Source organism: Pontimicrobium sp. MEBiC01747, assembly GCF_053601635.1.
Genome location: NZ_JBSHNS010000365.1, coordinates 1 through 404 on the forward strand (window position 1 = coordinate 1; position 404 = coordinate 404).

Genomic DNA, 404 nt, shown 5'->3' on the forward strand with positions numbered 1-404 from the left:
GGCAACGGTCCTTTTCCATGGAAAGCCACCATTTATTATGCTGCTTATCATGTATTACTAACAGAAGATTTTTATAATGATTACAATTGTGATGTTTTATTAAATCAAGGTACTGGCACAAATATCTGGATGAGACCACACCGTATAAAAACACCGCCTTCTGGTCATGAAAGTGTTATGGCGTACTGGAATAAATCTAAACATACAGACACCAATTTATCGGGGGTTTATACTCAAGTAAATAATCTAGAACCTAATACAACATATCAAATAGAATTTTATGATTTACCAGTTCGCACACATGCTCCTGGTAGACAAACAGCTAATTTATATTACAATACTAAAGTCTCTTTTGCTGGTCAAGAATGGAATGGCCCTGACACCTATTATACTGACGATTATAA

1 protein-coding gene is annotated in these 404 nt (G+C 34.9%); it reads left to right on the forward strand.

Translation table 11 applies throughout. The annotated features are described in order from the left end of the window. Nucleotides 1-404, forward strand: a 404-nt coding sequence (locus ACVC2P_RS11890) for a hypothetical protein (RefSeq protein WP_452598689.1), incomplete at both ends; no start/stop codon positions are given.